Source organism: Enterobacter sp. UPMP701, from assembly GCF_053709515.1.
Window position 1 is genome coordinate 198,712 of record NZ_JBSKJN010000002.1, and the last position, 24,533, is coordinate 223,244.

Consider the following 24,533-nt stretch of genomic DNA (forward strand, 5'->3'; position numbering starts at 1 on the left):
GGCCTCATGAGCCGGTTTTTTTTCGCAAGCCCTCAGGCGTTGCTGTTACTCTTTGTGGGAAAGCTTCTCTGCCGGGATGTCCTCAGCACTTTTCTTCGCGGCTGTATCATCGTCGTTCATCGCTTTCTTGAAGCCTTTGATGGCAGCCCCCAGGTCACCACCCAGCGTACGTAACTTCTTGGTACCAAACAGCAGGACGACCAGTGCGGCAACCACCAGCAGTTTGGTAATACTAATCTCACCCATAGATACCTTCTTTACATAAAACAGGCTGCATTCAGCGCCAAAAACCTGATTGTATTAACGGTCATTTGGCGCGTGCACACAATAGCAATCTGTAACAAGGTGAATCAAGCATTGTTGAAAAAAACATCACAATAATTGCGGTGGCGCAAAGCGTCGGTTGCGAAGAACAGGGAGTTGCTGACGCGCAAGCGCAATTCTTTCTAAAATTATCTCCGCCATCAGCAGAGCTGGCGCTTCTGCTGCAGCGGCAATCGTGACGCCCAGCGGATCCACCACCCTGCTCTGCCCGATGTTTTTATTACCACACTCTCCGGCGGCCACAACATAACAGGTTGTATCCAGCGCGCGCGCCGCAAGCAGCGTTGACCAGTGATGCTCTTTTAGCGGCCCCTTGACCCATGCGGCAGGCAGTACCAGCACGTCAGCCCCCTGCAACGCCAGATGCAGCGCCAGCTCCGGGAAACGCAGGTCATAGCAGGTCATCAGCCCAACCTTAAATCCGTCAATCTCGATGAGCGGCGGAACGTCCTCTCCCGGATCAACACGCCGGGATTCCTGAACGCTGAACGCATCGTAAAGGTGAAGCTTGGCATAGTGCGCAACAATGGCGCCGCCGCGGATAGCCACCAGCGTATTCACCGCACGACCCGGCGCTGAGGGAATATGGATCGTTAAGATCGTTGTCATCGTATTGCCCGTGCTCTGGGCGAGCAACTGCTGTAAGAATTCGCCGTCTAGCGGCTGCGCGGACTTCACGGATAAATCCGGGTCATTATCATCCCTCGCCAGCAGCGCCTCGGGAAGCACCAGCAGCGACGCGCCCTTCTCCCGGGCCTGTACCATCAGGTTGACGCATTGCAGTGCGTTAACCTGCCAGTCAGGTGTGACCGCAAACTGCCCTACCGCAACATACATATTTGTCCCCTCATCATAATCAGCGTTAAACTCGCTACTCTTACACATCAAATAGCAGGTATTTAGCGTGTTACAACTCCTTTTAGCTGTTTTTATTGGTGGGGGTACGGGTAGCGTTGCGCGATGGTTTCTGAGTATGCGGTTTAACCCTCTGCATCAGGCGATTCCCATGGGGACACTGGCCGCCAACCTGATCGGAGCCTTTATTATTGGCATGGGGCTGGCCTGGTTTAACCGGATGACGCATATCGATCCTATGTGGAAGGTGTTGATTACTACGGGCTTCTGCGGCGGTTTGACCACTTTCTCAACCTTTTCTGCAGAAACGGTCTTTCTCTTTCAGGAAGGTCGTATCGGCTGGGCGCTAGTGAATATCGCGATCAACATGCTCGGATCTTTCGCGATGACGGGGATCGCATTTTGGCTATTTTCCTCTGTGAGCACACATTAACCGCCGGAGCGTTAATGTTGGCTTAATTTTTCTCTGTCACTCTGAGGGCAATACTGAACGAGGGTGACAGAATGAAACAGAATCTGATGAGCGCAGGCATGGTGTTGGTGAGCGTACTGATCGTTGCCAGCTTCCTGAAAATGTACCTGATTGGCTGATTCATAACGAAAAAAACCCGCTCAGTGAGCGGGTTTTGAAATTCTTGCTGACGCGTCTGAATTACAGAGCGATTACGTTAGCAGCAGAAGGGCCTTTGGCACCGTTAGTGATTTCGAACTCTACGCGCTGACCTTCAGCCAGAGTTTTGAAACCATTAGACTGGATTGCAGAGAAGTGTACGAACACGTCTTTGCTGCCATCTTCAGGAGTAATGAAACCGAATCCTTTGGACTCATTAAACCACTTAACGTTACCTTTAATCTTAGACATCAAAATTACCTTTACATTAAAAAACGACACAAATGCTGTGTCGGTTACCAGTACATCAATTGTGGGACCTTTTGTCCAGCGGATCTTTGATAAAAAGTGACTAAAGTCGCGTTAATTTTCACTGGTAGATTTTTATCGCTTATGAATCAACGGCTGCGCGTTTTTTCACCAGCACAAGCCGTTTTTACAGTTAAAACTGAAAACGCATCCAGGCGAAGTAAACGTTACCGTTGTTATATGTCCCCGGGATGTAGGTCATCTGGAACGTTGCAGGGCCATAGCCAATAGAGGCCAGAGGCAGCAGCACCGGGATCGGAATGTAGTTCCAGTTATCTCGCGCCGTCACCCCTGCGGTGTAGCCCAGACCCACATGGAAGTTCTCATCCGCTAACGGGCGCCAGGTTTTCTCCCAGCCGTAGCCGCCAATCGGTTCCCACTTGTTAAAGGAATCTTTGAAGGCCATCAGGTAAATCCCATGCCAGTTTCCCTTTTCATCCCAGCGCGACTGACCGAAACCGGCGCCCCACGGACGCTCGTTGTACTTATCTGTTTTCTCTTTGTCATAAGCAAAACGCGCGTGCCACGTTATTGCCGGAACATAGAGATCGTAATGTTCAGGCGCTGACCAGGTCTGCGAAACATTATCCGTAAAGGTAGAGAACCAGCCTTTATCCGTCGCGTTGTCATCTGCCTGTGCAACAGAAGAAAACGTTAACTGACCAAAAATAAACACTAAAATAGAGAAAAAAGTATTACGTACGATCACAATGCAATTACCATTCTTAATATTCGAAGCAAAGTTTACCACAAAATAGTTGAACCAAGACTTAACGGCATCGGCGCTACTCCTAAATATCAGGCCTCTTTACGGGAATAATCTTAAAGCGGAGCTCAGGCCACCCCAAATAAACCCATATTATGTACGTCTATTAGGGCGTTACCGGTCCCTGCGGCAACAGGCCGGACCACACAAACCATTAACATTTTGTTATCATTAAAGAGACATGCTGCGTTATTTTGGGCGGTCAACGTTGTGATGAAATAAATGCCTGAGCCATAACAAAAACACTGCTATGCTGCTTCTTAGTCGTCTCTTTATTGATTTTAATCAGCAAAGGTAGCCCATTAATTCGGCACATTTTCATCCTTCTTTTTTTATTAATTATTTGTATCTCAGGGCAAAAAGGCACAGGGGAAATCATGCTTACGTTTATCGAACTCCTTATTGGGGTCGTCGTCATTGTCGGTGTAGCGCGCTACATCATTAAAGGTTACTCAGCCACAGGCGTATTATTTGTAGGTGGCTTAACGCTGCTAATTATCAGCGCATTAATGGGTCATCAGGTTTTACCTGCCAGCGCAACCAGCACGGGCTACACCGCCACGGATATTGTTGAATACATTAAAATCCTGCTGATGAGCCGTGGTGGCGATCTCGGTATGATGATCATGATGCTGTGCGGTTTTGCGGCCTACATGACCCATATCGGCGCAAACGACATGGTTGTTAAGCTTGCCTCGAAGCCCCTGCAGTACATTAACTCACCGTATCTGTTGATGGTCGCCGCCTATTTCCTCGCCTGCCTGATGTCGCTGGCCGTTTCGTCGGCAACCGGTCTTGGCGTACTCTTAATGGCCACGCTGTTCCCGGTGATGGTGAACGTCGGCATCAGCCGTGGCGCAGCGGCAGCCATCTGCGCCTCCCCGGCAGCCATTATTCTCTCCCCGACCTCTGGCGACGTTGTGCTGGCGGCAAAAGCCGCCGAGATGTCGCTTATCGACTTCGCCTTTAAGACCACGCTGCCGATCTCAATCGTTGCCATTGTGGGAATGGGCATTGCGCACTTCTTCTGGCAGCGCTATCTCGATAAGAAAGAGAACATCAGCCATGAAATGATGGATGTCAGCGAAATCACCACCACTGCGCCTGCGTTCTATTCCATTCTGCCGTTCACACCGATTCTCGGCGTGCTGATTTTTGACGGAAAATGGGGCCCACAGCTGCACATCATTACTATTCTGGTCATCTGCATGCTGTTAGCCGCCGTGCTGGAGTTCGTGCGCGGTTTCAACACGCAAAAAGTTTTCTCCGGCCTTGAGGTCGCGTATCGCGGTATGGCAGATGCGTTTGCTGGCGTGGTGATGCTGTTGGTTGCAGCAGGTGTCTTTGCCCAGGGTCTGAGCACGATCGGCTTTATCCAGAGTCTGATCTCCATCGCCACCTCATTTGGTTCAGCCAGTATTATCCTGATGCTGGTCCTGGTGGTACTCACCATGCTGGCGGCGATGACCACCGGCTCCGGCAACGCCCCTTTCTACGCCTTCGTTGAGATGATCCCGAAGCTGGCTCACTCGTCCGGTATCAACCCGGCTTATCTTTCCATTCCCATGCTCCAGGCTTCAAATCTGGGTCGTACCATCTCGCCTGTCTCAGGTGTGGTGGTTGCGGTAGCCGGGATGGCAAAAATCTCGCCGTTTGAGGTGGTGAAACGCACGTCAGTGCCGGTGCTGGTGGGTCTGATTATCGTGATTATCGCCACGGAAGTACTGGTGCCCGGCGCAGCCTAAGTTAAATTCCTGACGTCCAATAAGCGCCTGCGGGCGCTTTTTGTGCTTTAATAACCCGGAGAAATTAATCGCGCACAACCAATCAGGAAATTACATGTTCAGGAAGGATATCGTTATCCCGTCTGGCGCAGTAGCGCTTGCACTCAGTGTCTTCTCAGCACAGGCCGAGCCCCTCAGGGCCACGCAGTATGGCGATTTCGACCGCTACGTGCTGGCTCTCTCCTGGCAAACCGGATTTTGTCAGAGCATGGTCGAGCGTAACCGCAATGAGCCGGATGAATGTCGTCTGCAAAAAGAGAGCGAAAATAAAGCCGATTTTCTGACCGTGCACGGGCTATGGCCCGGCCTGCCGAAATCCATTGCCGCACGCGGCGTGGATGAACGTCGATGGATGCGCTTTGGCTGCGCCACGCGCCCCATTCCCAACATGCCGGAAGTGAAGGCCAGCCGCAAATGCGCAGCAGCCGAAACCGGGTTGTCGCTTTCCGGCGCGGCGAAGCTGAACGAGGTGATGCCGGGCGCGGGTGGAAACTCCTGTCTGGAACGTTACGAATATGCCAAACATGGCGTCTGCTTTGGTTTTGATCCCGATGCCTATTTCGGCACCATGGTGAGAATGAACCAGGAAATGAAAAACAGCGCCGTCGGTCAGTTCCTGGCGAAAAACTATGGTAAAACCGTCAACCGTAGCGACTTTGACAACGCCGTTGCCAAAAGCTGGGGCAAGGAAAATATCAAAGCCTTCAAGCTGACCTGTAACGGTAATCCGGCCTATCTGACCGAGATGCAAATTTCGCTAAAAGCAGACACCATTAACGGCCCGCTGTCTGCGGCATCCTTTGCCCCGCAGCCCCATCCGGGTAACTGCGGAAAGCAATTCGTGATCGACAAAGCTGGCTACTGACCCACCACCGGGCGTACCAGATCAAAGCGATGTTCGTCACTGATGCCATAGTAAGCCGTCGGCCCACCCGCTCGCAGGATGGGCTGCGCTTTCGCCGTCTGGTATATCCCCTCTTCCAGCAGCGTTTCGGCAATATGAATACCCACCACTTCCCCCAGCACCAGCCAGGTATCAATCGGGGTACCGTCGGCTCCGGTAAGCTGAATGCACTGCGAAAGACGGCACTCAAAATTGACCGGACTTTCCGCCACGCGGGGGGCGCTCACCAGCTTGCTGGCAGCAGGCGTTAATCCTGAAAAAGTAAATTCATCCTGGTCGTGAGGCAGCGTGGCAGAGGTCTGATTCATCGCTTCCGCGAGATCCCGGGTCGCCAGGTTCCAGACAAACTCCTTTGTTTCAACAATATTACGCACGCTGTCTTTCCAGCCGTTGCTGGAAAAACCGATGATCGGCGGGCGATAATTGAAGCAGTTAAAAAAGCTATACGGCGCGAGGTTCAACAGGCCGGCCTGGTCGCAGGAGGCGATCCAGCCAATCGGACGGGGCCCGATAATGGCGTTCAGCGGGTCATGCGGCAGGCCATGCCCCTGAGACGGTTGATAGAAGTACATAGTGCTCTCTCGTTGGTGGGTGGTCGCGAATGGCGCTTCGCGCAGCGCCCGGGTTCAGGAGATTCAGCGTAACGCAATCCGCCCGGAATTGAGACTGAATAAATTTCAGCGAAAATTCATATGGACCATGAATGTGACTTTCATCACTTCAAACTTGCGCGTTCAGCCAGTATCATCGGGAGAGTTAAACCCTCGCTGCCAGACGGCGAGGGTTTTCTTTTGGATTGGTTTCTGCGTTAGACGCAGCATTAACGACATGGAGTAAAAAATGTCCAGACCTACAATCATCATCAACGAGCTCGACGCAGAACGTATCGACAGGCTGCTGGAAAAAGCAGAGTTTGCCTCACTGCCGGTGGCCGATGCCCTGAACGAGGAGCTCGACCGGGCGCAGATGTGCTCGCCGGAGTCGATGCCGCACGACGTGGTCACCATGAACAGCCAGGTGAAATTCCGCAACCTGACTACCGGCGAAGAGCTGACCCGCACGCTGGTTTACCCTGCCCAGATGACGGACAGCGCCGCGCAACTTTCGGTACTTGCGCCGGTGGGGGCCGCACTGCTGGGGCTGCGTACGGGCGATACCATCCACTGGGAATTGCCGGGCGGCGCATCCACCCATCTGGAAGTGCTGGAACTGCTTTACCAGCCAGAAGCGGCGGGCGATTACCTGCGTTAATTCCCTTCTGAACAGGCGCTACCCGCGTTGCACAGAGGATGCACCTGCATCCTCTTTCCGGGCATATTCAGCCAATTGTGCTATATCGCGGTACTGTATCTTGAATGCCACTGGTAAGTGACCTCACACCACTCCACCCGGGAAAGCATTCACCAGACCTTTAACCTTCTGCTCTGCGGCCTCAGGCGTTGCTGCGCCTGGCACGAGAATAACCTTGCGGCACTCTTCTTCCCGTTTTTCGAAGATTTTATAGGCGCGTTCCGCGTCAGCAAGCGGGAGATAATGGGTCACAATCTCTTCCGGCGTCAGCAGCCCTTTTTCGATCAGCGGTAACAGCTCACCCAGCCAGGCATGAACATGCGTTTGCCCCATCTTAAACGTCAGCCCCTTATCGAAGGCATCCCCAAACAGGAAGCCATGGATAAACCCGGCGTACACACCGGGAACGCTCACCACACCGCCGCGGCGAACGGCAGCGATACACTGACGCAGCGCTTTGCCGCTGCTGCCCTCGATTTTTAGGTTGCTGAGAATCGTCTCCGTGGTGCTGCCTTTGGCTTCAAACCCGACGGCGTCAATGACGGCATCGACACCCCGCTGCCCGGCCGTTTGCTCAATAATTTTTTCCGCCGCATCGTTATCCTCATCGAAGTTGATGGGAATCGCACCGTAACGCGCCTCGGCAAACCGCAGCCGGTAGGGGTGATGGTCAATAACAAAGATCTGCTCAGCCCCTAACAGCCGCGCGCAGGCAATCGTCAACAACCCCACCGGCCCGGCACCGAAAACGGCGACGCTGGAGCCTTTTTCAATCTGCGCATTTTTTGCCGCCTGCCAGGCGGTGGGCAGAATATCTGACAGGAAAAGTGCTTTATCATCAGACAGCAGCTGGGGCACCTTAAACGGCCCGACGTTACCTTTCGGCACGCGCACGTATTCCGCCTGTCCACCCGGCACGCCGCCGTAGAGATGGCTATAGCCAAACAGCGCGGCTGGCGCGGGGATTTGCTTTTTGTTCAGGGCTGCACCCTGCCCGCTATTGGTTTTCTCGCAGGCCGCGTACTGTTGCATCTGGCAAAAAAAGCAGTCACCGCAGGCAATAACAAAGGGGATCACCACGCGATCGCCTTTTTGCAGGTCCTTCACCTCTCGACCACACTCGACGATCTCACCCATAAATTCATGTCCAAAAATATCGCCGTGCTGCACCCTGGGGATCTTTCCGCGATAGAGATGCAGATCGGAGCCGCAAATCGCCGTGGCCGTCACGCGCAGGATGATATCGTCGGGCTGTTCAATGATGGGATCGGGGACATTATCGACTCGAACATGGTGCGGACCGTGGTAAGTGAGTGCTTTCATGCGACCTCCGAAAGGTTTCAGTAAGTTTATAAAGGGTAGCTACCCCTGAAAGTCTGCCGGAGAATACGCGCCTTTTGAGATTTATCCTGGCGAAATAAGAAAAGTGCCGAAGCGATTACAGAAACCATTCACATTTTGTGGTTGAATGTATCCAGCGTTTATAAACAAGGAGAAACGGTTATGTATAAGACAATCATTATGCCGGTTGATGTTTTCGAAATGGAACTGAGCGACAAGGCTGTACGCCACGCGGAATTTCTCGCGCAGCAGGATGGGATCATTCATCTGCTGCATGTTTTACCGGGCTCGGCCAGCCTGAGCCTGCATCGTTTTGCCGCCGACGTCCGTCGCTTTGAAGAACATTTGCAGCACGAAGCCGAAACGCGCCTGCAAACCATGGTCGGGCACTTCAGCATCGACCCTTCCCGCATTAAAACCCACGTCCGGTTCGGTAGCGTACGCGATGCCGTCAATGAGCTGGCCGGAGAGCTGAACGCAGACGTGGTGGTGATCGGTTCACGTAACCCTTCCATTACTACTCATCTGCTGGGGTCGAACGCGTCCAGCGTGATCCGCCACACCCACATTCCGGTGATGGTGGTCCGGTAAATGTCCATAAAAAACCCCGCTTTCGCGGGGTTTTGTTTATCAGTACAGATGACCAATATTGACGATAGTGCTCACGGTATCACCGAAGAAGGTCAGACGGCTGAGCACCACGCCCACCAGCAGGATCGCGAATATCGCTTTCTGCATCGGCTGGTGCTTCAGCGACAACGCGCCTCCCACGACGCAGCACAGCAGGCTGCCCAGGTAGAGCGGCGAGCTTAGCCAGGCGTGAGCGGTCATTTTCATGATGGTGCCGCCGCTGAGCCACATCACCGGCGCGGCAATCAGCAGCGCCATCAGGGCGATAATCCCCTGACGCAGCGCGGCGTTTGATGCTTTCAGCCCGAGCAGCGGTGCTGCTGCACAGCCCATCACCCAGACGGTCGCAAAGAACAGCATCATGGTGATGCCGTTGGCAATGGCCTGCATCGCCGGTGCCGCGTAGGTCATCCCCTGCACCACCACAAGCAGGATCCCGAACAGGGAGGCCAGCAGCGCCGCGCCTTTGTTTCCTTTACTGAGGAAGGCCAGCCCAATCATGGCACCGTACAGGGTCGCCCCCAGAATCTCGCGGCTCAGCCAGGCATGTTTCAGGTTAATTAAGGCGTTGTAAGCATGTTCCGGGTGCGCCAGATGCAGCACGGCGGCAATGGAGGCAACACCCAGAATCAGCCCCGTAATCAGCCAGTGAAGACGGTTGCCATTCACTTCACCACGCAGCGAGCGCCAGGTCAGCAGCAGCGTCATCCCGACGGACATCTGGCTCAGCACGGTAAAAAACACCAACGGCAGTTCGTACTTTTCCATTATTTATCCCCCGGCTGTTTTGGCTGGCGGGCCAGAATAAAGCGTGTACCCGGATTAAGCTGGGGCATCTTCGGGAAGCCCGGCGGATACTGCACGGCATTGTTCGGCAGCGGATCGGCATCCAGATCGATAATCGTCAGCGCACCGACCGGACACGCGTTCACGCAGGCCGGGGCCATACCGATATCCAGACGTTCATAGCACATGCTGCACTTCTCAGCCTTTTGCGTCTCTTCATTGAAGCGCGGTGCGCCGTACGGGCAGTTACGGATGCAGTTTTTACAGCCGATGCAGCGCTCAGGATTATGCACCACCACGCCGTCATCACGTTTGGTGTAGGCTTCCACCGGGCACGCCGCCAGACAGGCCGGGTTTTCACAGTGGTTACAGGCCAGCGAGAAGAACGCACGCTCCTCGTGCGGATAAATTTCTTTATCCAGCGGATAGACATAGCGCCAGAAGCGATCCGGCTCAAGCTGGTTAAAGCTCTTGCAGGCCATAGCGCATCCGCGGCAGCCAATACATTTATCACTGTTCACTAAAAATGCGCGTCTCATGCGTCTGCTCCTTCATTCGCGATAAGGGCAATGTCAACAAACTGGCTGTGGATCGCCGCGCCAGGCGCGCCGGTTGCCATTTTGCCCATATCGGCTGGCGTATCTTTCACGACGTTCTGCACGTTGTACTTAAGCTTGTTAAACCAGGACTCATACATCACCAGGAAATCTTCCGGCACGTTGGTGGTGATCTTCGCCCGCAGTTCCACTTCCCCCACCTCGTTGAACACGCGGACTTTCGCCAGCTCACGGATGCCCTTCTTCTTCGCGGCGGCCGGGTGGATATAGACAAACGGCTCCGGCCAGAAGACCTGCATCCAGTCGAGGTTGACGAACTGAGAGTGGAGGCCGTACTGCAAATGTGGGGTAAAAAGATGGAACGGCAGCTTGCCCTCTGCGGCAGGCAGATACTCCGGCAGCGCTTTATGGCCGTTCTTTTCACACAGCTCGGAGAGAAACTCATACTTGCCCGATGGCGTTTTAAACTTACGATCGTGCCAGGCCGCCGAGCTGACCATTTTGGCTTTCACTGGCCCATTCAGCAGATCGTCCCAGGAGCGGATGCCGAACTGTTTCGCCATGCCCTCATTGAACTCCAGGTCGAGCCATTTTTTCTGGTCAATGTCCTGCGGGAAGGTGCAGGAGCCCGGCTCCATTTTGTTGATGGTGCGCGAGAGCAGCACGGCAATATCCAGATCGCTCTTGCACTCGTACATCGGCTTAATGGCTGGTTCATTCACCGAAAGCCAGTAATGCCAGTAAGACGACGAAAGGTTCCAGTGCTCAAAGGTGGTGGTCACCGGCAGCACGATATCGGCATGCTGCACCGTCTCGTTGAAGAACTGATCGACGCAGACCACCATCTCCAGCTTGCTGAAGGCTTTTTCCATTTTGTTGCGGTCAAAGTCCTGGGCAAACGGGTTCTTACACGCCACCCAGAGCATACGAATGGGCGGATCGTTGGCATCAAGAATGCTCTGCGCGGTCTGGTTCAGGTTCAGCACGCGGTCGGAATAGTGGCTCTTCTCGCCGCTGTCGCTGACGAACTCGCCTACCGGGCCGCTTTCGCCGACCATGCCCACCGAGCCAGCAGGCGGTTTTTGAGTCATCGCGTGGTAGTTGTAACCCCAGGTCTGAAGATGACCGTAGCGGGCACCGCCGCCTTCGACACCGATGTTGCCGGTCAGAGCAACGAAAGCGTCGATGGCGCGCACGTTCGCTCCGCCGTTGACGTGGCGCTGCATCCCGTAACCAATCCAGACGGTGGCAGGTTTTACCGCAGTAAATTCTTCCGCCAGCTGACGAATCACCTCTGCCGACAGGCCACAGATTTCAGACGCCCACTCAACGGTGATAGTGCTGCGCAGATATTGTTCAAACTCCGGGAAGCCGTGCGCGAAGTTGTTTACAAACTCCTGGTCGATGCGGCCAGTATCCAGCAGATGGCGCGCCATCCCCAGCGCCAGCGCACCGTCTGAGCCAGGACGCACGCGCAGGTACAAATCGGCTTTCGCGGCGGTTTGCGAGAACAGCGGATCAATAACCACCACTTTCGCCCCTTTCTCACGTGCCTGATAGATGTACTTCATGGTGTGCATGGAGCACCACGCCGGGTTTGCGCCCCAGATAATGATGTATTTGGCTTTGACCAGATCTTCCGGGTCGTTGCACCACATGTCGCCCATGTCGTAGTGCTGAGCGTCAATCCCTGCTGGCCAGCATGGCGTACCGGCAAAGCGCGTGGTGTAACCGAGAGAAGACATCATCCCCTCCACGGCATAGCTCATGACGCCAAGGTTTCCGGAGTATTTCGACAGCGCCAGGCCGAGCATGGAGCCGTCTTTCTTTTTAATCTCCAGCATCTTGCTGGCAATGCGCTGCATGGCCTCATTCCAGGAGATGCGACGCCATTTACCGCTGCCGCGACCATCCTGGATCATCGGATATTTGATACGATCCGGGGAGTAGACGCGACGCGGGTAGGTCAGCCCTTTCACACACGGCGCGCCGTGGGTAAAGGTGGACTCGCTTGCCCCGTCAACGAAGGTGATCACGTCATCCTTGACCCAGGTTTTCAGGCTGCACGTGTCGTAGCAGTTACGCGGGCAAGCGTTACGGAAAATTTTATACGTTTTCGGGTTAAACGGAATGGGGGGTTGTGCCAGGGCACATCGGGAGGATAATAGTCCGCCAGGTAATGCGGCGAAGGTACCCAGCGCAATCAGTCCTTTTAAAAAGGAGCGCCGGTTTAGCTGCCCTTTATCAATACTCATAATATTACTCTCGTCTTTAATTCATCAAACCAATTAGCCATCTGCAACGCGAGACATTTAATTGCGGATGTTTTCGCGCAATCATTTATTTTTGCGATCAACGCGGGGAGCCATAATTCAAGATGCCCCTGCACAAAGCGGGTTAGTGCATCATGATATTGCGGCGAATGTCTGGCATGCGCGGAGAGCGTCACCACCAGCTCCATTTCATAGCTGACGTGATCATCGGGGACGCTATTTTCCTCGGTCACAGTAAGCCCAATACTGCGCAGGAATTCGCGTACGCTCAGCGTTGTGGCTCCCATCAGCAGAGGCTCATCGTCCAGATACACCGAGGCATAGGGCGGCGCCAGCAGCGTTGCAGGGCCGACAAACAGGGCGTTGAAGTCATACTCAACTTCTAACGCCTCATCCTGCTGCCAGGCTCCGCGCTCCGGGAATAAATGGCGTAACGAGGCGCATCGCGATGTCATATCCGCCGCGTTAAAAAAATCACGAAACAGTAACCCCTTTATTTCAAACGGGGTTAGCGCCCCATATATTGAAGAGGTGAATATATTTTTATCATTCATGTTAAATATAAATATCTATCAACAAAAAACGACAAAATATTATCAGCAGGCTTATTATTTTCTTTGATCGAAGCAGGTAATTAACGCATGAAGGGGTGAATAACGAGGAGAATGGCGGATAAAAAAAACCAAAAAATAAAAAAGCCACCCCGTGATGAGGTGGCTACTGCTGGTATGTCTTACTTTCTTTTATTATGCGGTTTTGGTGCGGATCAGGTAATCAAACGCGCTCAGGGACGCTTTTGCACCTTCGCCAGTCGCGATGATGATCTGCTTGTACGGCACGGTGGTGCAGTCGCCCGCGGCAAACACGCCCTTCACACTGGTTTCACATTTCGCATCGATGATAATCTCGCCCATGCGGTTGCGCTCAATCGCGCCTTCCAGCCAGGTGGTGTTTGGTAACAGGCCAATCTGCACGAAGATCCCCGAAAGCTGCACGCTGTGAACGTCGCCGCTTACGCGGTCACGGTACTCCAGCCCCGTCACTTTACTGCCGTCGCCCTTCACTTCAGTGGTCTGCGCGTTCAGTACGATGTCGACGTTTTTCAGGCTGCGAACTTTATCCTGCAGCACCTGATCGGCCTTCATCTCCGGGGCAAATTCCAGCAGGGTCACATGTTCAACAATACCCGCCAGGTCGATTGCCGCTTCCACGCCGGAGTTACCGCCGCCAATCACCGCCACGCGTTTACCTTTAAACAGCGGGCCGTCGCAGTGCGGACAGTAGGTCACGCCTTTGGTACGGTACTGATCTTCGCCCGGGACGTTCATGTTGCGCCATTTTGCGCCGGTGGCAATGATAATGCTGCGCGCTTTCAGCACCGCGCCGGATGCGGTTTCAATCTGGTGTAAACCGCCTTCAACCGCAGCAGGAACCAGCTTGCTGGCGCTCTGGCTGTCGATCACGTCCACGTCGTAGTCGCTGACGTGCGCCTTCAGTGCGCCTGCCAGTTTCTGACCTTCGGTTTTCGGCACGGAAATGTAGTTTTCGATGTCAACGGTATCCAGCACCTGACCGCCAAAACGTTCGCCCATCAGGCCGGTGCGGATCCCTTTACGTGCGGAGTAAACCGCCGCCGCTGCGCCCGCCGGGCCGGAACCGACGATCAGCACGTCGTAGGCATCGCGTTTATTCAGCTCTTCTGCCGCACGTTTTTCTGCGCCGGTGTCCACTTTGGCCACGATTTCCGTCAGGGTCATACGGCCCTGGCCAAACTCCTGACCGTTCATGTAGACCGCCGGAACACCCATCACGTTGCGATCGGTGATTTCATTCTGGAACGTCCCGCCATCAATCGCCGTGTGCTTAATGCGCGGGTTCAGCACCGACATCAGGTTCAGCGCCTGCACCACGTCCGGGCAGTTGTGGCAGGAGAGCGAGTAATAGGTTTCAAACTCGAAATCACCGTCGATATCGCGGATCTGCTCCAGCAGCGCCTGCGCTTCTTTTGACGGATGACCACCGGTCCACAGCAGGGCCAGCACCAGCGAGGTAAATTCGTGACCCAGCGGAGAACCGGCAAAGCGCGGTCCCTGGACGGAGCCTGGGTTGGTGATCAGGAAGGAGGGCTTACGCACTGGCAGCGCGTTATCTTCTTTAAACGTCACTTTCGGCGACAGCTCGGCGATCTCTGCCAGCAGTTCCTTGATCTCTGCCGATTTGGCGCTGTCGTCCAGCGTGGCAATCAGCTCAACGGGTTTGGTCAGTTTCTCAAGGTAGGCCTTGAGTTGGGTTTTCATGTTTGTGTCGAGCATTGTTCTTCCCTCTCTTAAGACGTCATCATGCAAGCTGCCTTATACGGGCGGCCTGAATGCAACTTGCATCATGGTGCTGGAATGAAATGGGCGCGGGCGCGCCCATTGATTGCCGGGTGGCACTTCGTTTACCCGGCCTACGATACTGTAGGCCTGTGCAAGCGCAGCGCCGCCAGGCTTTACAGACTTAGATCTTGCCGACCAGGTCCAGGGATGGAGCCAGCGTCGCTTCGCCTTCTTTCCATTTCGCCGGGCACACTTCGCCTGGGTGAGAAGCCACGTACTGAGCAGCTTTCACTTTACGCAGCAGGTCAGACGCATCACGGCCGATACCTTCAGCGGTAACTTCGATAGCCTGGATAATGCCCTGCGGGTCAACAACGAAGGTGGCGCGGTCAGCCAGGCCTTCATCTTCACGCATGTTGTCGAAGTTACGGGTCAGGGCGCCAGTCGGGTCGCCGATCATCGCGTATTTGATTTTTGCGATGGTTTCAGAGCTGCTGTGCCATGCTTTGTGGGTGAAGTGGGTATCGGTAGACACTGAGTAAACGTCTACGCCCAGCTTCTGCAGTTCGTCGTAATGGTCTGCTACGTCACCCAGTTCAGTCGGGCAAACGAAGGTAAAGTCAGCCGGATAGAAGAAGAAGACGCTCCAGCGGCCTTCGGTATCTTTCTCGGTAACTTCGATGAACTCACCGTTTTTGAACGCCTGGTTTTTGAAAGGTTTAATTTTGGTATTAATCAAAGACATCTGTACTTCCTCCGTGTTTTCGTTGAGATGTAAGGTAACCAACTTTATTCATCGGGGCTAATGCGTATGCTTTATCAAATCAATCAGCCAAACCTTACAACCTCGACAAGACAACAAGGTGAACCTTTTACAGGAAAGCCTGAAAGTAAAAAGGCCGCCTCAACGGGCGGCCCTGATACCTGAATTCCCCGCAGGTACATTCAGTGCCAGCCGAAACTGGCGTTGCGTTGCGCTCTACAACCTAGAGTATCAAGGCGGTAACAGCGCTTTGATTACACCATCCGTCCCGGCGTTGAGCAATCCATAAGAGTGGCAATCCTGCCTATGACTGTGATAGGCAAAGTCGAAGATGCTTTCAGATGGTTATAGATTTAATTTTATTATGAATTTCCCTCTATATATAAATGTCGCTTGTCATTCAAATAAGCCAATCACACTTTAAAGATAAAATTATCTTAATCAACCTTGAAGTTCTATTTCATTAATCTGACGCCGTGATATATTAAGATGATTTTAAAATAAAATTAAGTCAGTGAACCACAAAAATTGTAAATGGTTAACTTCAATCTATAGTTATCAGTAATGTGATAACTTCAGCAAACCCGGCATCCGCAGGACAAAAAATGGCAAATCTCTATGAGCTTAAAAAATTCGATCTCAATCTGTTAGTCATTTTCGAATGTATTTACCAACATCTCAGCATCAGTAAGGCCGCCGAGACGCTCTATATCACGCCTTCTGCCGTAAGCCAGTCGCTGCAACGCCTGCGCAACCAGCTCAATGATCCCCTCTTTATCCGTTCCGGTAAGGGGATTACACCAACCACGGTAGGCATCAACCTGCACCACCATCTTGAACAGAATCTCAACCAGATTGAGCAAACGATCAATCTGATGCATCACTCTGGGGTCAAGAAAAACTTCGTCATTTACTGCTCTCAAATGGTGTCGCCTGGTTATATGCTCGAACCGATGAAGCTGTTAATGTCTGAGGAAGATTACGAGGTAGAACAACGTGATATGCTTATCTCTCCGGAATCAGCGGAGGATCTGCTTGCGTACCGTAAAGCGGACCTGATCTTTACGATAGCTCCGGTAAAAAACCACTCAGTCGTGTGTACCCTCTTTACGACGGTGCCAATAGTGCTGATCTGCCGGGAAGACCATCCGAGGCTCGGCGAGCAGGCCAGTACCGAGGCGTTATACCGCGAGAAGTACACCATTTATCGGAGTGCTCACCCGGGCGTTAAAGAGTTTCAGAATCGCGCCAATGAGGTTTTCCCGGAAAGAAACATTGCGTTTCGCACGGACTCCGTCAGTTCGCTTATCTCCATGGTTAGCTCATCCGATCTCTTAGGCTTCATTCCCGTATCCATCTATGAAACATATAAAGAGGCGTTGAAACTAAAAAAGATTGAGACCCCGTTCACACTGCCCGAAATACATATTTATATGCTCTACAGTCGTTCATCACTGAACAGCAGCGTTTTTTCAACATTCATTGAAAAAATGCATAAACTCTGTATTGCCAAGTCCTCTGATTAAGAATCATTTCTAGGATGAAAAATAAAATCATACATTGAAAAAAATGATTTCGTGAAAGTAAGGGAAATTACTTTCATAATAAGCTTGAATTTCATTTAGGCATTTACCACGCAGGATGCGATGAACCATGTCGATCTATAAAATCCCACTACGGGAAAATGTTCTTGAAGCCGCTGTAGAACGCATAGACTGGACGCTTAACAATTTTACAAGGGTGTGCGTCTCCTTTTCTGGCGGAAAAGATTCTACCGTGATGCTACACCTTGTCGCCCGGCAGGCACGGCGGCTAAAACGAAAAATAGATATCTTATTTTTGGACTGGGAAGCGCAGTTCTCATTAACCATTAAGCATATTGAAACAGTGCGAGCGCTTTATCAGGACGTCATTAATCAGTTCTGGTGGGTCGCGCTACCGATAACCACCCAGAACGCCCTGTCTCAGTTTCAACCTGAATGGCAATGCTGGGCGCCCGACACTCACTGGGTTCGTCAACCGCCAAAAGATGCCATTACCGATCCACACTATTTCGATTTTTATCAGCAGGGTATGACGTTCGAAGCCTTCGTCCGCGATTTTGCGGAATGGTACGCGCAAAATCGGCCTGCAGCAGTCATGGTTGGGATCCGCGCCGATGAATCCTATAACCGCTTTCTGGCCATCGCTTCAGCGCGTAAACAGCGGTTCTCTGATGACAAACCCTGGACGACGGTCGCACTGGGCGGGCACGCCTGGTATATCTACCCGCTTTATGACTGGAAAACGGCCGATATCTGGACCTGGTTTGCAAAAACCGGCTCCTGCTACAACCCACTTTACGACCTGATGTACCAGGCCGGCGTGCCCCCGCGCTACATGCGTATCTGCGAACCTTTTGGTCCCGAGCAGCGTCAGGGACTCTGGCTCTACCATGTGGTCGAACCCGATCGCTGGGCCGCCATGTGCGAACGCGTCAGCGGGGTACGCAGCGGGGGAATTTACGCAGGTCACGACAACCACTTTTATGGTCACCGCAAAATACTCAAACCCGAACATCTTTGCTGGCGCGAATACGCCATGCTGCTGCTCGACAGCATGCCGCAAAATACCGCTGAGCATTACCGCAATAAAATTGCGGTGTATCTTCACTGGTATCAAAAGAGAGGTATGGACGATATTCCCGACACGCAGGAAGGTGACATCGGCGCCAAAGATATTCCCTCGTGGCGACGTATTTGTAAGGTTTTACTCAATAACGACTACTGGTGCCGGGCGCTCTCTTTCAGCCCAAATAAACCTAAACACTATCAGCGCTACAGCGACAGAGTGAAGGCAAAACGCAAGGAGTGGGGCATTTTATGCGACAGCGAATAATCAACGAAATAGATACCTACCTGCAGTCACTTCCCGAAGAGGATCGAATAAACGCCATTAACGCCCTGCGAGTCGCGATACACAAAAACAGCCCGTTTAGCGAGCAACCTATAGACTGCGTGCTCTGGGTGAAACAGGACGATATCACCGCCAACGACTACAACCCCAATAACGTTGCGCCACCGGAAAAACGGCTACTATGCAAATCACTGGAGCTTGATGGATTCACGCAACCTATCGTTGTGACGCAAAATGCATCTCAGCACTACGAAATTGTCGATGGTTTTCATCGCCATGAGATTGGCACCAACCGGGCGTCGTTAAAGCGCCAGCTCAAAGGGTACTTGCCCGTCACCTGCCTGCGCGAAGATCGGCAGGACAAACATAACCGCATGGCGGCGACCATTCGCCATAACCGCGCACGCGGGCGGCACCAGATTAACGCCATGTCAGAGATTGTTCGTGAACTGGTTCAGCTTGGCTGGAACGACGAGAGGATTGGCAAGGAGCTGGGGATGGATAACGACGAAGTGTTGCGCCTCAAGCAAATCAACGGCCTGCTGGAACTCTTCGCAGACCGTCGTTACTCAGAAGCCTGGACGGTGAAATAATCAGAGCCTGTTCAGGCGCTCTGCCGCCGCCAGCAGCGTCGATTCCTGCTTCGCAAAACAAAGACGGATCAGCCTATGCGGGAAGGGATCGGCGCAGAACACCGACAGCGGAATAGCGGCCACCCCCACCTCTTTTGTCAGCCACTGGCAAAAGCTAACGTCGTCGAGATCGGAAATGGCGCTGTAGTCCGCCAGCAGGAAGTAGGTCCCTTCGGAAGGCAAAATCTCCAGACGGCTTTGGCTCAGCGCAGACACAAACAGATCCCGTCTTTCACGGTAGAAACGCGGCAGCTCGCGATAGTGCTCAGGTTCCGCACGCAGCATGTCCGCCAGCGCCAGCTGAGCAGGCGTATTCACGGCAAAGGTCAGGTACTGGTGCACTTTGCGCAGCTCCGCGCTAATGGCGGCCGGTGCCACGCTATAGCCCACTTTCCATCCGGTCATATGATAGGTTTTACCAAATGACGACACGGCGATTGCCCGCTCGCGAAGCTGCGGATGCGCCAGCACGCTGGCGTGCCCTTCCTCTGCAAAGCAGATGTGCTCGTACACTTCGTCGCTCAGGACATAAATCTCACGTTCGGCAATGGCCTGCCACAGCGCGGCGAAATCGGCCTTTTGCCACACCGTCGCCGACGGGTTGTGCGGCGTATTCAGGATCACCAGGCGGGTTTTATCGCTCAGCAGCGCGGCAAACGCCTGCCAGTCAGGGCGGAAATGCGGTGGCTGGAGCGCCACGCGTTTCACCACGCCGCCGGAAAGCTCGATGGCTGGCGCGTAGCTGTCGTAGCTCGGATCAAAACAAATGACTTCATCGCCCGCACGCACCAGCGCGGTAATCGCCGCATACAGCGCTTCGGTGGCCCCGGCCGTCACCGTGATGTCGCTGTTCGCATCGGGCTTATAGCCATACAGCTCAGCCGTTTTATCCGCAATGGCATCCCGCAACGCCTGCACGCCGGTCATCGGCGCATATTGATTCGCCCCCTGCGCCACGTGGTACGCCAGACGCTCCTGCAGATAGCGCGGGCCGTCAAAATCCGGGAACCCCTGCGAGAGGTTAATGGCGTTGTGCTGCTGCGCCAGGGCGCTCATCTGCGTAAAGATGGTGGTGCCGAGATTGGGGAGTTTACTCTGCGGAATCAATGCGTTATTGCTCATTGTACTGTGCCTGCTTGTAATACTTATGTTGCTGCCACTATAACACGATGTTAGTCTTTGGCAATCAAGACGCTTAGACGTCTAAACCATATGAATATTCCTGGCCGCGAGGGTAAAAGGAAATGACAGACAACCTGCAACTCACACATCTGGTCGACGCCTGCCGCTGGATTGGCGCCAAAGGCTGGGCACCCGCCACCGGCGGCAACATGTCGGTACGTCAGGACGAACGCCTGTGCTGGCTCAGCGAATCCGGCAAAGACAAAGGCAGCCTGACGACGGAGGATTTTCTGCAGGTGGAGATCGCCACCAACCGCGCGCCGTCTGGTCGTAAGCCATCAGCCGAAACGGGGCTACACACCCTTATTTATCGCCTGTTCCCGGAGGCCAATGCCGTGCTGCACGTGCACACGGTCAACGCCACGGTACTGTCGCGCCTGGTGAAAGAGGCTGAACTGAATATTAGCGGCTTTGAGATGCAAAAATCCCTCACCGGACAGACCACGCATCTGGATACGGTTTCCATCCCGGTATTTGATAACGACCAGGACATCGATGCCCTCGCCTCGCGCATCGCCCATTACGCGCAGGAACGCCCGCTTAATTATGGTTTTCTTCTGCGCGGTCATGGCTTAACCTGCTGGGGACGCGACGTGGCCGAAGCCCGCCGTCATCTGGAAGGATTAGAGTTCTTATTTGAATGCGAAATGCGTTTACGACACCTGGAGAGAGTATGATTCGCGCGATTGTGACGGATATTGAAGGAACCACCAGCGATATTCGTTTTGTCCATGATGTTTTGTTCCCCTACGCGCGTGAGCGGCTGGCGGCCTTCGTGACCGCCCAGCAGTACGCCGAGCCGGTCACATCCATTCTGGACAACCTGCGTGATGAAATCGGTAGCCCGCACGCCAGCGTCAGCGAACTTATCGACGCCCTGTTTGCCTTTATGGACGAAGACCGCAAATCCACGGCGCTCAAAGCCCTGCAGGGGATCATCTGGCACGACGGCTACGTGAACGGCGACTTTACCGGCCACCTCTACCCGGACGTCCTTCCTGCGCTGGAAAAGTGGAAAGCGCAAGGGATTGATCTCTATGTTTATTCCTCGGGCTCCGTCGCCGCGCAGAAACTGTTATTTGGCTACAGCGACGAAGGTGATATTACTCATCTGTTCAGCGGCTATTTTGATACCCACATCGGCGCCAAGCGCGAGGTGCAGTCTTATCAAAACATTGCGGCACAAACGGGCATCGCCCCGTCGCAGATCCTGTTCCTGTCCGATATCCATCAGGAGCTGGACGCGGCTGAACAGGCAGGTTTTCGCACCCTGCAGCTGATTCGCGGCGATGATGACGGCGCAAGCCATCACCATCAGGTCCACCAGTTTGACGAGATTAATCCGGAGCAGATCCCTTCATGAGCGCACTGACCATTTATTCCGATAAAGACGCCAGCCAACACCAGTGGCACAGCACCGACGCCGCCGAAATTGCCCAACAGCTCAACGCCAAAGGCGTGCGGTTTGAACGCTGGGCGGCTGACCGCGATTTAGGCCAGGATCCCGCACCTGAAGCCGTGATCGCGGCGTATCAACATGCAATCGACAAGCTGGTGGCGGAGAAAGGCTATCAGAGCTGGGACGTGATCAGCCTGCGCGCCGACAACCCGCAGAAAGCGGCGCTGCGCGCGAAGTTTCTGAACGAACACACCCACGGCGAAGACGAAGTGCGCTTTTTCGTGGAAGGCGCGGGGCTGTTCTGCCTGCATATTGGCGATGAGGTGTATCAGGTGCTGTGCGAGAAAAACGACCTGATTTCCGTGCCCGCGGGCACGCCGCACTGGTTCGATATGGGTTCAGAGCCGAACTTTACGGCGATTCGTATTTTCGATAACCCGGAGGGATGGGTGGCCCAGTTTACGGGCGATGCGATCGCGGATGCGTATCCGCGATTAGCATAATCTTTTCTCCCTCTCCCCGTGGGATGAGTGATCCCCACAAATTAATGCGAGCACTGAGCTATCCCCTCGCCCCTCTGGGGAGAGGGTTAGGGTGAGGGGAACATACGGCTGAGGTGGTCATTCCTATTTCAGGCATTAATTAAATACTGGCGATAATCCTCTGTACATCTGCGTCAACCAGCCTCGCCAGATGCACAAACTCCACCACATCTAACCTGCGTTCACCACTTTCCACTTTAGCAATAAACGATTGCGGTTTACCCAGAGCCTCAGCAAGCTGTGCCTGAGTAATCCCCTTCTCCTTACGCGCTTTCTTCAACGCATTGATAACACGCTGATATTCATCCGAGTAAACTGAGGCCATTGTTCCGATTCCATACAAATATCCTGAAATCGAATATCCTCCCATTGTGTTTTTATCCCAAAACAGGATAATTAAGTGCGTAACAAATACATGTAAGGAGGACACAATGCGTCATCAGAACTGGCATCCTGCCGATATCATCGCCGCACTAAAGAAACACGGAACAAGCCTGGCTGCGTTGTCCCGAAAGGCTGGCCTTTCCTCATCCACACTGGCTAACGCGCTTACCCGACCGTGGCCCAAAGGTGAATTGCTTATCGCACAGGCGCTAGACATTCCGCCCGATGTGATATGGCCGGAGAGATACTTTGATGAAAAGGGAGAGCCAATATTTCGTCAAATAAGGAATACCAAAAAGAGAAATCTGTCTTCGACATGATCAATGAATTCTCCCCCCTCACCCCAACCCTCTCCCTCAAGGGAGAGGGGGTCTAAGAGACTTCACATACCCCACCAGCTGATCCAGCACAATGCCCCACCCTTCGTGGAAGCCCATCTGTTCATGCTGCTCGCGGATTTCTTTCGTCGAATGGCGCGCAATCGCCGTATAGCGGGTTTTCCCCTCGCCTACGTCTTCCAGCAGCAGGATCGCCGTCATAAACGGTTTCTCCGCAGGCTTCCAGTCTTCCCCGTAACCGTCGGTAAAGACCAGCTTTTTGCCCGGGTCGATTTCAAGAAACACGCCGCGGTTATCCATACGCTGACCGTCCACCTCAAACACGGTGTTGAACCGCCCGCCCACGCGCAGGTCGAGGTCGCATTCGGTCACCTTATGGGGAGCAGGAATGAAGAAGTTTTTGATGTGCTCCGGCGTGGTCCAGCAGAGCCACAGCAGGTCGCGCGGTGCATCCACCACGCGCTCCAGTTTTAAGTCAGTTTCAGGATCGAGCGTCACGATGTTGTCCTCTCAGGGGAACCCCTTAAAGAATAGTCGGACTCAGGCAAATTTCCCTTCCGCAACCTCGTGGGGCGTGACCACGCCCGTATCCAGCACCCAGCCGCTAATCAGCGAGGCTGGGGTCACGTCAAACGCCGGGTTGTAGACCTTCGCGTTTTCCGGCGCCCACTGCACCACGCCAAAGCTTCCGGCGACGCCCGTCACCTCGCTGGCGGCGCGCTGCTCAATCGGGATCGCGTCGCCGTTCGGGCAGTCCGGATCGAGGGTCGTTTGCGGCGCGGCCACGTAGAACGGAATGCCGTGGAATTTTGCCAGCACCGCCAGGGAGTAGGTGCCGATTTTGTTCGCCACGTCGCCGTTGGCCGCAATGCGGTCTGCGCCCACCCACACGGCGTCGACCTGCCCTTTCGCCATCAGGCTGGCGGCCATGGAGTCGGTAATCAGCTGATACGGCACGCCCAGCTCGCCGAGTTCCCACGCGGTCAGCCTGCCGCCCTGCAGCAGCGGACGGGTTTCATCCACCCAGACGTTGCTGACGTTGCCTTCCTGGTGCGCGCGGGCAATTACGCCCAATGCGGTACCGACGCCTGCGGTCGCCAGACCGCCAGTGTTGCAATGGGTCAGCAGACGGCTGCCGGGCTTCACCAGCGCGCTACCCGCTTTCGCAATCGCGTCGCACAGCCGTTTGTCTTCGTCAATCAGGCGCAGCGCTTCGGCCACCAGCGCCGGAACGAAATCTTCCTGCCACAGCGCCTGCTTCATGCGGTCGAGGTTATTCATCAAGTTCACCGCCGTCGGGCGGGAGGCGCGCAGGGTTTCCAGCGCCGCGGCCAGCTCGTCGCGGCTTTTGCCGTTTTCCGCCAGCAGCGCAAGCAGCAGGCTTGCAGAGAGACCAATCAGCGGCGCGCCGCGCACGCGCAGGGCGTGGATATGCCCGACCAGCGCCTCGACCGTCGAGGCATCCAGCCAGCGTTTCTCCTGCGGAAGCGCCTGCTGGTCGAGAATAAAGAGCTGATTATCCGCCACCCGCAGGCTGGTCGTCTGTAATGTCTGCATGTCGTTAATTCCCTGTTGCGTTGTTGTAGCACATTGTGTCAGGATGAAATCCAGATGTATAGACGTCTACATGTCTTAATTTGAAAACTCGTGA

General features: G+C 54.0%; 28 protein-coding genes. 12 read left to right on the plus strand and 16 right to left on the minus strand.

Annotated elements, in window-relative coordinates:
- Nucleotides 1–45: 45 nt before the first annotated feature.
- Together tatE and ACWKXT_RS06480 are read right to left on the minus strand one after the other, a co-directional pair.
- The gene (gene tatE, locus ACWKXT_RS06475) at nt 46–246 is read right to left on the minus strand and encodes a twin-arginine translocase subunit TatE (RefSeq protein ID WP_454531984.1); all 201 of its coding nucleotides are present in this window, start codon (nt 244–246) and stop codon (nt 46–48) included.
- A gap of 126 nt (nt 247–372) precedes the next feature.
- Nucleotides 373–1,161: a deaminated glutathione amidase gene (locus tag ACWKXT_RS06480; protein WP_454531985.1), complete on the minus strand. Its 789-nt coding sequence runs from the start codon at nt 1,159–1,161 to the stop codon at nt 373–375.
- 67 nt (nt 1,162–1,228) lie between these two features.
- Here ACWKXT_RS06480 and crcB point away from each other — a divergent pair, with 67 nt between their 5' ends.
- On the plus strand, nt 1,229–1,612 hold the full coding sequence (gene crcB / locus ACWKXT_RS06485; protein WP_014882986.1) for a fluoride efflux transporter CrcB: 384 nt from the start codon (nt 1,229–1,231) through the stop codon (nt 1,610–1,612).
- A gap of 219 nt (nt 1,613–1,831) precedes the next feature.
- Here crcB and cspE read toward each other — a convergent pair whose 3' ends face one another.
- Together cspE and pagP are read right to left on the minus strand one after the other, a co-directional pair.
- A complete protein-coding gene (gene cspE / locus ACWKXT_RS06490; RefSeq protein ID WP_002439184.1) occupies nt 1,832–2,041 on the minus strand; it encodes a transcription antiterminator/RNA stability regulator CspE in 210 nt (69 codons plus the stop codon).
- A 190-nt stretch (nt 2,042–2,231) separates the two neighbouring features.
- Nucleotides 2,232–2,807 carry a lipid IV(A) palmitoyltransferase PagP gene (gene pagP / locus ACWKXT_RS06495; protein ID WP_080327910.1) on the minus strand — a complete coding sequence of 192 codons (576 nt, stop codon included), beginning with the start codon at nt 2,805–2,807 and terminating at the stop codon, nt 2,232–2,234.
- A gap of 434 nt (nt 2,808–3,241) precedes the next feature.
- On the opposite strand from pagP, the gene dcuC reads away from it, so the two are divergent.
- Both dcuC and rna read left to right on the plus strand, forming a co-directional pair.
- Nucleotides 3,242–4,609, plus strand: coding sequence for an anaerobic C4-dicarboxylate transporter DcuC (gene dcuC / locus ACWKXT_RS06500; RefSeq protein ID WP_454528753.1), 1,368 nt, complete (start codon nt 3,242–3,244; stop codon nt 4,607–4,609).
- 94 nt (nt 4,610–4,703) lie between these two features.
- On the plus strand, nt 4,704–5,513 hold the full coding sequence (gene rna / locus ACWKXT_RS06505; protein ID WP_454531986.1) for a ribonuclease I: 810 nt from the start codon (nt 4,704–4,706) through the stop codon (nt 5,511–5,513).
- Here rna and ACWKXT_RS06510 read toward each other — a convergent pair.
- Nucleotides 5,507–6,124: a flavin reductase family protein gene (locus ACWKXT_RS06510; RefSeq protein WP_454528751.1), complete on the minus strand. Its 618-nt coding sequence runs from the start codon at nt 6,122–6,124 to the stop codon at nt 5,507–5,509. The genes rna and ACWKXT_RS06510 overlap by 7 nt on opposite strands.
- A 268-nt stretch (nt 6,125–6,392) precedes the next feature.
- On the opposite strand from ACWKXT_RS06510, the gene rnk reads away from it, so the two are divergent.
- Complete coding sequence (gene rnk / locus ACWKXT_RS06515) at nt 6,393–6,803, plus strand: nucleoside diphosphate kinase regulator (RefSeq protein ID WP_080327914.1); 411 nt, start codon at nt 6,393–6,395, stop codon at nt 6,801–6,803.
- 123 nt (nt 6,804–6,926) lie between these two features.
- Here the strand turns inward: rnk and ACWKXT_RS06520 are convergent, their stop codons facing one another.
- The gene (locus tag ACWKXT_RS06520) at nt 6,927–8,165 is read right to left on the minus strand and encodes a zinc-dependent alcohol dehydrogenase (protein WP_454528750.1); all 1,239 of its coding nucleotides are present in this window, start codon (nt 8,163–8,165) and stop codon (nt 6,927–6,929) included.
- Between the two features lie 180 nt (nt 8,166–8,345).
- Between ACWKXT_RS06520 and uspG the strand changes: the two genes are divergently transcribed.
- Complete coding sequence (gene uspG / locus ACWKXT_RS06525) at nt 8,346–8,774, plus strand: universal stress protein UspG (protein WP_080328170.1); 429 nt, start codon at nt 8,346–8,348, stop codon at nt 8,772–8,774.
- Nucleotides 8,775–8,813: 39 nt separating this feature from the next.
- On the opposite strand, the gene ACWKXT_RS06530 is transcribed toward uspG, so the two are convergent.
- From ACWKXT_RS06530 to ahpC, 6 genes are all read right to left on the minus strand, one after another.
- On the minus strand, nt 8,814–9,581 hold the full coding sequence (locus ACWKXT_RS06530) for a dimethyl sulfoxide reductase anchor subunit family protein (protein ID WP_454531987.1): 768 nt from the start codon (nt 9,579–9,581) through the stop codon (nt 8,814–8,816).
- Nucleotides 9,581–10,138, minus strand: coding sequence for a 4Fe-4S dicluster domain-containing protein (locus ACWKXT_RS06535; RefSeq protein ID WP_080327917.1), 558 nt, complete (start codon nt 10,136–10,138; stop codon nt 9,581–9,583). Before ACWKXT_RS06535 ends, ACWKXT_RS06530 begins: the two co-directional genes overlap by 1 nt.
- Nucleotides 10,135–12,411 carry a molybdopterin-dependent oxidoreductase gene (locus ACWKXT_RS06540; RefSeq protein ID WP_454531988.1) on the minus strand — a complete coding sequence of 759 codons (2,277 nt, stop codon included), beginning with the start codon at nt 12,409–12,411 and terminating at the stop codon, nt 10,135–10,137. The genes ACWKXT_RS06535 and ACWKXT_RS06540 overlap by 4 nt, the downstream gene beginning before the upstream one ends.
- Complete coding sequence (locus tag ACWKXT_RS06545) at nt 12,408–12,983, minus strand: TorD/DmsD family molecular chaperone (RefSeq protein ID WP_454531989.1); 576 nt, start codon at nt 12,981–12,983, stop codon at nt 12,408–12,410. Before ACWKXT_RS06545 ends, ACWKXT_RS06540 begins: the two co-directional genes overlap by 4 nt.
- Before the next feature lie 192 nt (nt 12,984–13,175).
- A complete protein-coding gene (ahpF, locus tag ACWKXT_RS06550; protein WP_454528746.1) occupies nt 13,176–14,741 on the minus strand; it encodes an alkyl hydroperoxide reductase subunit F in 1,566 nt (521 codons plus the stop codon).
- 187 nt (nt 14,742–14,928) lie between these two features.
- Nucleotides 14,929–15,492 carry an alkyl hydroperoxide reductase subunit C gene (gene ahpC, locus ACWKXT_RS06555; RefSeq protein WP_008501015.1) on the minus strand — a complete coding sequence of 188 codons (564 nt, stop codon included), beginning with the start codon at nt 15,490–15,492 and terminating at the stop codon, nt 14,929–14,931.
- A 623-nt stretch (nt 15,493–16,115) separates the two neighbouring features.
- On the opposite strand from ahpC, the gene citR reads away from it, so the two are divergent.
- The 3 genes from citR (at nt 16,116) to ACWKXT_RS06570 (ending at nt 18,998) form a co-directional block, all read left to right on the plus strand.
- The gene (gene citR / locus ACWKXT_RS06560; RefSeq protein ID WP_454531990.1) at nt 16,116–17,036 is read left to right on the plus strand and encodes a DNA-binding transcriptional repressor CitR; all 921 of its coding nucleotides are present in this window, start codon (nt 16,116–16,118) and stop codon (nt 17,034–17,036) included.
- A 127-nt stretch (nt 17,037–17,163) separates the two neighbouring features.
- The gene (locus tag ACWKXT_RS06565; protein WP_454528744.1) at nt 17,164–18,387 is read left to right on the plus strand and encodes a phosphoadenosine phosphosulfate reductase; all 1,224 of its coding nucleotides are present in this window, start codon (nt 17,164–17,166) and stop codon (nt 18,385–18,387) included.
- Nucleotides 18,372–18,998, plus strand: a complete 627-nt coding sequence (locus ACWKXT_RS06570) for an IbrB-like domain-containing protein (protein WP_454528743.1) — start codon at nt 18,372–18,374, stop codon at nt 18,996–18,998. Before ACWKXT_RS06565 ends, ACWKXT_RS06570 begins: the two co-directional genes overlap by 16 nt.
- Here the strand turns inward: ACWKXT_RS06570 and ACWKXT_RS06575 are convergent, their stop codons facing one another.
- Nucleotides 18,999–20,159: a pyridoxal phosphate-dependent aminotransferase gene (locus tag ACWKXT_RS06575; RefSeq protein WP_454531991.1), complete on the minus strand. Its 1,161-nt coding sequence runs from the start codon at nt 20,157–20,159 to the stop codon at nt 18,999–19,001.
- A 122-nt stretch (nt 20,160–20,281) separates the two neighbouring features.
- On the opposite strand from ACWKXT_RS06575, the gene ACWKXT_RS06580 reads away from it, so the two are divergent.
- From ACWKXT_RS06580 to ACWKXT_RS06590, 3 genes are read left to right on the plus strand one after another with little or no spacing between them, the layout of a single operon-like run.
- Nucleotides 20,282–20,896, plus strand: coding sequence for a methylthioribulose 1-phosphate dehydratase (locus ACWKXT_RS06580; RefSeq protein WP_454531992.1), 615 nt, complete (start codon nt 20,282–20,284; stop codon nt 20,894–20,896).
- Nucleotides 20,893–21,582: an acireductone synthase gene (gene mtnC, locus ACWKXT_RS06585; protein ID WP_042715233.1), complete on the plus strand. Its 690-nt coding sequence runs from the start codon at nt 20,893–20,895 to the stop codon at nt 21,580–21,582. Before ACWKXT_RS06580 ends, mtnC begins: the two co-directional genes overlap by 4 nt.
- Nucleotides 21,579–22,121, plus strand: a complete 543-nt coding sequence (locus tag ACWKXT_RS06590; RefSeq protein WP_454531993.1) for a 1,2-dihydroxy-3-keto-5-methylthiopentene dioxygenase — start codon at nt 21,579–21,581, stop codon at nt 22,119–22,121. Before mtnC ends, ACWKXT_RS06590 begins: the two co-directional genes overlap by 4 nt.
- A gap of 139 nt (nt 22,122–22,260) precedes the next feature.
- Here ACWKXT_RS06590 and ACWKXT_RS06595 read toward each other — a convergent pair whose 3' ends face one another.
- The gene (locus tag ACWKXT_RS06595; protein ID WP_108415838.1) at nt 22,261–22,485 is read right to left on the minus strand and encodes a helix-turn-helix transcriptional regulator; all 225 of its coding nucleotides are present in this window, start codon (nt 22,483–22,485) and stop codon (nt 22,261–22,263) included.
- Nucleotides 22,486–22,591: 106 nt separating this feature from the next.
- On the opposite strand from ACWKXT_RS06595, the gene ACWKXT_RS06600 reads away from it, so the two are divergent.
- The gene (locus ACWKXT_RS06600; RefSeq protein ID WP_454531994.1) at nt 22,592–22,864 is read left to right on the plus strand and encodes a helix-turn-helix domain-containing protein; all 273 of its coding nucleotides are present in this window, start codon (nt 22,592–22,594) and stop codon (nt 22,862–22,864) included.
- A gap of 36 nt (nt 22,865–22,900) precedes the next feature.
- Here ACWKXT_RS06600 and ACWKXT_RS06605 read toward each other — a convergent pair whose 3' ends face one another.
- Both ACWKXT_RS06605 and mtnA read right to left on the minus strand, forming a co-directional pair.
- A complete protein-coding gene (locus ACWKXT_RS06605; RefSeq protein WP_454531995.1) occupies nt 22,901–23,380 on the minus strand; it encodes an SRPBCC family protein in 480 nt (159 codons plus the stop codon).
- Between the two features lie 42 nt (nt 23,381–23,422).
- The gene (gene mtnA, locus ACWKXT_RS06610) at nt 23,423–24,439 is read right to left on the minus strand and encodes an S-methyl-5-thioribose-1-phosphate isomerase (RefSeq protein WP_454531996.1); all 1,017 of its coding nucleotides are present in this window, start codon (nt 24,437–24,439) and stop codon (nt 23,423–23,425) included.
- Nucleotides 24,440–24,533 lie beyond the last annotated feature (94 nt).